Below are 5,894 nucleotides of genomic sequence, written 5' to 3'. Positions count from 1 at the left end.
ATGGCCTCCGAGCACCCGGAGCTTGCCAGCAATCCGCTTTCCCGTGTGCAGCAGAAATGGAAACTGAAACGCCGGTATTCCAAAGAAGCAAAGGCGGCTGCAAAACAGGGCGCAAAGACCGCAAAGAAAACCGCTGCCGCTTCGGGAACTGCGACCCGTCGGGCGGCGCAATTTGTGACCCGTCATCCTGTGGCGGTGCTGGTCCTGCTCCTGCTGTTGCTGCTCTGTTTTCTTGTGTCGGCGGTAAGCTCTATCTTTCCCACGCTTGGCAGCGGCCTTGCCAATGCGTTATCCGGCACCTCCTACGCCTCGGAGGATACGGACCTGCTGGGCGTAGACGAGGACTACACGGCGCTGGAAAACGAGCTGGCGCAGACGGTAGCGAACATCGAAAGCACCCATCCCGGCTATGACGAGTACCGCTATTCCGTGGACGAGATCGGCCATAACCCCTATGAGCTGGCGTCCTATCTCTCGGCAAAGTACCATGTGTATTTCCGGGAACAGGTGCAGGACGAACTGCGGGAGATCTTCGAGGCACAGTATGAGCTGACCTTGACGGAGGAAGTCGAGATACGCTACCGCACCGAAACCAGCACCGACCCGGAGACCGGGGAAACCACCACCGAGGAAGTCCCCTATGAGTATTACATCTTAAATGTGACCCTCACAAACAAGACGCTGCCTGCCGTGATCCTGCCGAGGCTTAACGAACAGCAGCGGGAAATCTACACCGTTATGCAGCAGCTCAAAGGCAACAAACCCTATCTGTGGGAAGGGATTTACAACGGCGGCGAAGATACCGGCCCCAGCTATGAGATACCCGGCGAGGCGCTGGATGACCCGGCTTTTGCGGCGCTCATGGAAGAAGCCACAAAGTACATCGGCTGGCCCTATGTGTGGGGCGGCTCCAGCCCGTCCACCTCCTTTGACTGTTCGGGCTTTGTCTGCTGGGTGTACACGGCCAGCGGCGTCCACAACCTGCCCCGTACCACGGCGCAGGGCATTTATAACCAGTGCGCTATCATTTCCCCCTCCGAGGCAAAGCCCGGCGACATTATCTTTTTCACGGGAACCTATGACAGCCCCGGCCCTGTGTCCCATGTGGGGATTTATGTGGGCGACGGGATGATGCTCCATTGTGGTTCGCCCATCCAATACGCAAACATCAATTCAAGCTACTGGCAGACACATTTCTATGCCTTCGGGCGTTTTTGAGCCAGAGGAAAGGAGTCCTTGCATGAACAAGATCGACAAGCTCGATAAGGAACTGGAAAAAGCCCGGGAGAAGGCTGCCGAGTGGCAGGCCAAAATCCGGGAGCTGGAAAAGCAGAAACAGGAGGAAGAAAACAGCCAGATCGTGCAGGCGGTGAGCTCGCTCAAACTGACCCCCGCCCAGCTTATGGCTTTTTTGAATGACCCCAAAAACAGCCTTACCGCTTCGGGCCATACTGACCCGAAGCCGGAGGCACCCGAAAAGGAGGACACAGCCCATGAAGAAAACTAAATACCGCAGGCTGGCGGCGATGGCTGCCAGCCTTTTGTGTTGCCTGATCTTTACAGTCCCGGCTTATGCCCAGAGCAGCGAGCCGCAGCCGGAGACAGCTCCCTCCCCGGTGGAAACCGAAGCAGAGCCGGAAACCCAGAACCCCTTTACCCCGGACGGGACGGGAACCGTGGTGGACAACGCCACCGACGAGGACGGTAAAGAGTTCTACACCATCACCACCGCAGACGAGAGCGTGTTTTATCTGGTGATCGACAAACAGAAAACCAGCGAGAACGTCTATTTCCTCAATACCGTTACCGTAGACGACCTTCTTCCTCTTGCCGAACAGGGCAAGGAACCGCCCAAAGAAGTGACCCCGGAGCCAGAGCCAAAGCCCACTGAACCGGTGGAGGAAGTACCGGAACCCGAGCCGGAGAAAAAGGACAGCCCCCTTCTCTCTCTGCTCCTGATCGGTGCGGTGGTGCTGGCCGGCGGTGGGATTGGTTACTATTTCAAGATTTACAAGCCGAAGCATGAGGCCCCGGATTTGGAGGATGATTACTGCGAATATGAGGACGGGGAGCTGGAGGAGATCGAAGAGGAACCCGAGGACGAAGATACCCCGCCGTGGGAGGAAGATACGGAGGAATGAGAATGAATTTTACAAGCAGCCCTTTTGAACGAATGATGAAGGAAGTACCGCACCCCGGCTGGGACAATGACGACCCTTGTAAGGGATGCCGTTACTACAAGGAGTGCAAAGGAAAGAAAAAACAGTGCCGGAAGAAGTTCCGGGCGCTGATCGTGGAGCCCCGCCCTTCGGGCCATCGTGGCCCGAAGTCATAAATGGACGCCCGGGAGCTGACCCGTGACGAGAAGAAGAAAATCCGCACTCTGGTCACGGGGATGTGCGCCAACTATGACAGGGAAAGCGGCCTGTGCCTTCCTCTGGACTGTGCCTGCTATATGCTGCACAAGTGCTGGACAGGGGCGTACTGCCGTTATTTCCGTGAGGCTGTCCTGCCTCTTAACCCGGAGCTTCAAGCGTCGCTGACAACGGAAGGCATCTCCCCGGAGCTGCGGGCCTGTGCGGTCTGCGGAAAGGCGTTTTTGCCCGAGGGGCGTCAAGCCTACTGTTCCGACGCCTGCAAGGCCGAAGGGAACCGCCGGAAAAGCCGGGAACGCATGAGGAAAATGCGGGAGAAAAGGCCGGGCGGCTGTTACGATTTGCCGCCTCCAAAGGCTTGACATTCCGGGCTTTTTTGAGGGTGTTTCCGGGGTGGGAATATCTTATTACATTCCTCCCCGGTCTGCCCTCTCATTTCGTAACATCCAGCACTTCGGGTCATGTTGGCCCGAGGCACAGAAAGGAGGGATCTCTTGGAGACAGTACAAGGATATGTGATTTTGAAAGCTGCTGCCTTTGAAACCAGACACGGCTTTGCGCTGGGGCATAATCCGGGAGCGCCGAGCCCCTTTGTGACCTGGCAGTTTACCCGAGGGGGAAAACGGCCATCGGGATTACTACTGGGGCCGCTATGGAAACAGCCAGGCATGGGCGCAGCGGGATTTTGACCGCCGGGTGGACGATTATCAGCAGCTTTACCATGCGGCGGTCAAGCATACCGAGCTGGGACCGGAAGGCGTTTACCGCTATTATTCCACCCAGCGCCCCGTGGACATAGGAACTTACCCCGAAGCCGCCGGATAACCAGCCTCTTTCCATTGTCAACTACGACGATGACAGGCGGCGTCCTGTGGCAGACGGCAGGCTGATGGCATGGGGCGAACTGACCTACGCAAAGCCGCTGACCGAAAAGCAGATGGAGGATTATGAACTGAAACCAGCACCGGGCAATCCTGACCGGGTGCGCTCATCCATTACCGCCCGACTCAAAGAAGGAACCAGAGGGCAGGAACCCCCGAAGGAGCCCGGCCAGAAGCGGAGCCATAAAAACCATGAGGAACGATAAAGGAGGATCGCCATGCACGAAAAAGACAACTATCTGAAAACCGCCGAGCTCTCCACGGAGCAGAACTGCAACATGATCGACGGCGTACCCAACAACACGCCCATCCCACCCACGCCCCCGGAGCTGGACGCAAAACCGCTTGATAAGGTAAAGGAACCCAAAGAGCGCCGGAAAGGCCGGGAGCTGGAACGCTGATGGAGAACCGCAAGCGGAATGTCCATCTGCACGTCATGGTAACGCCGGACGAGCTGGCAGCCATCCATGAGCGGATGGCCGAGGCGGGCATTTCCAACGCCGGGGCTTATGTACGGAAAATGGCTCTGAATGGGTATATCCTGCACATCGACCTTGCGCCCGTAAAAGAATTGATCTCTCTGCAACGGCGCGTTTCCAACAATCTCAATCAGGTCGCCGTACACGCACGCACCTATGGCGTGTACCCGGAGGAAATCGACGGATTGAAGCGGGACTATGAAAAGCTGTGGGGCGAGGTGTCAAAGGTGTTGCGGGAGCTCTCCGAGCTGGTGGCAAAGTAAGACGAGGGCGGCAGGCTTCCGTTGCGGGGCTTGCCGCCCTGCTCTTTTTTTACCACTTCGGGCCAGCATGACCCGAAGCCCGTCATAAAAAATTCAGATTTTCAAGATTGTAGAACCAGCTCTATAATGATATAATAATTCAAGAAGGGAGGCTGATACCATGCTGAAAATGGTTATTCGCATGAATGATGATAAAATCACAGCCGAAAATAAGTACCGGCTGGATGGCATTTACAACACAATCAATCATACATTCCAAACCGTGGGCCTTCCCCGTATGGAGGATGGTTCCGGCGCTTTGGTATTCCGTGACTGCGGCAGAGCGAGGGATTTTAGTCTGTTCGGCCGGATCGTCAATACCTTGAAGCGGCAGACATGGTTCATGGATAATGTTTCTGTGTGGCGTCTTTGTGACAGTGACGATTCTGACAGTCCAGATGATTTCAATGAAGAAGATCTGTTGACCCACTATCAGGAAAAAACAGCAATGAGGGCTTGAGTTTTGGAGAGAAAATATTTCAAAGCCTTAAATTTTGATCTGGACACCCATCAATTAAAAGAGCATTACCCCGGAGCCAATTACCGGCAGGCGTATGACGACTTGCGCCGGTTCTTCAAACGGCATCGTTTTTCTCACCGTCAAGGCTCCGGCTACATATCGGATGATAAGCTGGCAACTGCTGATATATACGACTTGATGGATGAATTAAGCAGACAGTTTCCGTGGATTGGAATATGCGTGAATAAAATTGATGTGACCAACGTGGGACGGCAGCACGATTTGACAGAGCTCTTGAAACCAGCAGAGGATATTGTTATCGACACTTCGCTGCTGACAGTTCCCGATTGCCCGCAGCAGGAAACAGAATAGCAGAAATTTGGCAGGACATGAATGTGTCCTGCTTTTTCTGTTTTCGGGCCATCATGGCCCGAAGGTTTGGGACAGGATTCACTAATCTTTCGCAACATTTATGTCCCCGGGCAGGCATGATAAAATAGAGGTAGGAAGGATAGATAAAGGAGGTTTTGAAGATGAAGATACTGCTGAAAATATTGGTTGCTCCCTTTGCTTTAGCGTTGTCCCTTCTGGCGGCTCTGCTGGTATTCCTGTTTGATATTTGTGCCGTCCTGCTGACGATTGCCTCTGTGATTCTGGTGGTGCTGGGTGTCGCTCTCTTTTTCACGCCGACGCCCATAGGCGGGATTGTATTTCTGTTTCTCGCTTTCCTTCTTTCGCCGTATGGACTGCAAGCGGCGGCGGGCTCCCTTCTTTGGGCGCTGGACGGAGGCAAATCCGCTCTGTACCGGTTTCTGGCAAGTTAAACAGCCTCGGGCCATGTTGGCCCGAAGTCGGGGCGGTCTGGATGGGCCGCCCTTTTCTCATGGAAAGGAGGGATGATTTCTGGCTACCACAACTTTGTTGCAGCGCCATGCGGGCGAAGGCGAAACGATTGCTGAGGCTATCCGGGATTGTCTGGATTATGGCAAGGACCCGGAGAAAACAGAAAGCGGAAAGTATATCTCCGCTTATGAATGTGATCCGGCCACCGTGGCGGACGAGTTCCTTTTGGCAAAAGCCAGCTATGCCGCTATGACGGGCCGGGAACAGAAAAAAGAAAATGATGTGCTGTGCTATCAGATACGACAATCCTTCTATCCGGGCGAGATCACCCCGAAGGAGGCGAACCGTATCGGCTATGAGCTGGCTATGCGCTGGACAAAGGGGCGGCACGCTTTTATCGTTACCACGCACACCGATAAGCAGCACATCCATTGTCACATTTATTACAACTCCACCACCCTTGACTGCACCCGGAAATTCCGAAATTTTTGGGGCTCCAGCTTCGCCCTTCGGCGGCTCTCTGACAGGCTGTGCCTTGAAAACGGGCTGTCCAT

Annotated in this window: 14 protein-coding genes; all 14 read left to right on the top strand. The window is 54.8% G+C overall.

Annotated features, from left to right (window positions below; genetic code table 11):
• Positions 1–1,218 (top strand): C40 family peptidase (locus DXB70_RS13715; RefSeq protein WP_147354055.1); only part of this gene is annotated, 1,218 nt, incomplete at its 5' end.
• A gap of 22 nt (positions 1,219–1,240) precedes the next feature.
• Positions 1,241–1,507, top strand: a complete 267-nt coding sequence (locus DXB70_RS13710; RefSeq protein ID WP_118673477.1) for a DUF4315 family protein — start codon at positions 1,241–1,243, stop codon at positions 1,505–1,507.
• Entirely contained in the window at positions 1,494–2,141 is a 648-nt protein-coding gene (locus DXB70_RS13705) for a DUF4366 domain-containing protein (RefSeq protein WP_118673476.1), read from the top strand. Before DXB70_RS13710 ends, DXB70_RS13705 begins: the two co-directional genes overlap by 14 nt.
• Positions 2,138–2,335 (top strand): hypothetical protein, encoded by a 198-nt coding sequence (locus DXB70_RS14645; protein ID WP_005927616.1) that lies wholly within the window; start codon positions 2,138–2,140, stop codon positions 2,333–2,335. Before DXB70_RS13705 ends, DXB70_RS14645 begins: the two co-directional genes overlap by 4 nt.
• A complete protein-coding gene (locus DXB70_RS13695; RefSeq protein WP_050005650.1) occupies positions 2,336–2,737 on the top strand; it encodes a cysteine-rich VLP protein in 402 nt (133 codons plus the stop codon).
• Between the two features lie 132 nt (positions 2,738–2,869).
• On the top strand, positions 2,870–3,064 hold the full coding sequence (locus DXB70_RS14470; protein ID WP_243099975.1) for a hypothetical protein: 195 nt from the start codon (positions 2,870–2,872) through the stop codon (positions 3,062–3,064).
• Positions 3,065–3,071: 7 nt separating this feature from the next.
• Positions 3,072–3,200, top strand: coding sequence for a hypothetical protein (locus DXB70_RS14580; protein WP_279221368.1), 129 nt, complete (start codon positions 3,072–3,074; stop codon positions 3,198–3,200).
• A gap of 13 nt (positions 3,201–3,213) precedes the next feature.
• On the top strand, positions 3,214–3,462 hold the full coding sequence (locus tag DXB70_RS14465; RefSeq protein WP_243099977.1) for a hypothetical protein: 249 nt from the start codon (positions 3,214–3,216) through the stop codon (positions 3,460–3,462).
• Positions 3,463–3,474: 12 nt separating this feature from the next.
• Positions 3,475–3,657, top strand: a complete 183-nt coding sequence (locus DXB70_RS13685; protein WP_003500078.1) for a DUF4316 domain-containing protein — start codon at positions 3,475–3,477, stop codon at positions 3,655–3,657.
• Positions 3,657–3,998, top strand: coding sequence for a plasmid mobilization relaxosome protein MobC (locus DXB70_RS13680; protein WP_118673475.1), 342 nt, complete (start codon positions 3,657–3,659; stop codon positions 3,996–3,998). The genes DXB70_RS13685 and DXB70_RS13680 overlap by 1 nt, the downstream gene beginning before the upstream one ends.
• Positions 3,999–4,158: 160 nt before the next feature.
• Positions 4,159–4,497 carry a hypothetical protein gene (locus tag DXB70_RS13675; RefSeq protein WP_016306492.1) on the top strand — a complete coding sequence of 113 codons (339 nt, stop codon included), beginning with the start codon at positions 4,159–4,161 and terminating at the stop codon, positions 4,495–4,497.
• Positions 4,498–4,500: 3 nt separating this feature from the next.
• The gene (gene vapD / locus DXB70_RS13670) at positions 4,501–4,869 is read left to right on the top strand and encodes a VapD family protein (RefSeq protein WP_016306491.1); all 369 of its coding nucleotides are present in this window, start codon (positions 4,501–4,503) and stop codon (positions 4,867–4,869) included.
• Positions 4,870–5,030: 161 nt separating this feature from the next.
• The gene (locus DXB70_RS13665) at positions 5,031–5,321 is read left to right on the top strand and encodes a CD1845 family protein (protein ID WP_023042378.1); all 291 of its coding nucleotides are present in this window, start codon (positions 5,031–5,033) and stop codon (positions 5,319–5,321) included.
• Positions 5,322–5,400: 79 nt separating this feature from the next.
• A partial coding sequence (locus DXB70_RS14460; protein ID WP_243099976.1) for a relaxase/mobilization nuclease domain-containing protein occupies positions 5,401–5,894 on the top strand: 494 nt, incomplete at its 3' end.

This window comes from Clostridium sp. OM05-5BH, assembly GCF_003481505.1.
GTDB classification, from domain to species: domain Bacteria; phylum Bacillota; class Clostridia; order Lachnospirales; family Lachnospiraceae; genus Otoolea; species Otoolea fessa.
Note: the sequence above shows the minus strand (reverse complement) of the source record. Positions and strands in the feature narration are given on the sequence as shown.

Excerpts from the sequence above, each read along its gene's own strand:
- DXB70_RS13710 (WP_118673477.1), top strand. The coding sequence starts at position 1,241 with ATGAACAAGATCGACAAGCTCGATAAGGAACTGGAAAAAGCCCGGGAG.
- DXB70_RS13705 (WP_118673476.1), top strand. The coding sequence starts at position 1,494 with ATGAAGAAAACTAAATACCGCAGGCTGGCGGCGATGGCTGCCAGCCTT.
- DXB70_RS14645 (WP_005927616.1), top strand. The coding sequence starts at position 2,138 with ATGAGAATGAATTTTACAAGCAGCCCTTTTGAACGAATGATGAAGGAA.
- DXB70_RS13695 (WP_050005650.1), top strand. The coding sequence starts at position 2,336 with ATGGACGCCCGGGAGCTGACCCGTGACGAGAAGAAGAAAATCCGCACT.
- DXB70_RS13685 (WP_003500078.1), top strand. The coding sequence starts at position 3,475 with ATGCACGAAAAAGACAACTATCTGAAAACCGCCGAGCTCTCCACGGAG.
- DXB70_RS13680 (WP_118673475.1), top strand. The coding sequence starts at position 3,657 with ATGGAGAACCGCAAGCGGAATGTCCATCTGCACGTCATGGTAACGCCG.
- DXB70_RS13675 (WP_016306492.1), top strand. The coding sequence starts at position 4,159 with ATGCTGAAAATGGTTATTCGCATGAATGATGATAAAATCACAGCCGAA.
- DXB70_RS13665 (WP_023042378.1), top strand. The coding sequence starts at position 5,031 with ATGAAGATACTGCTGAAAATATTGGTTGCTCCCTTTGCTTTAGCGTTG.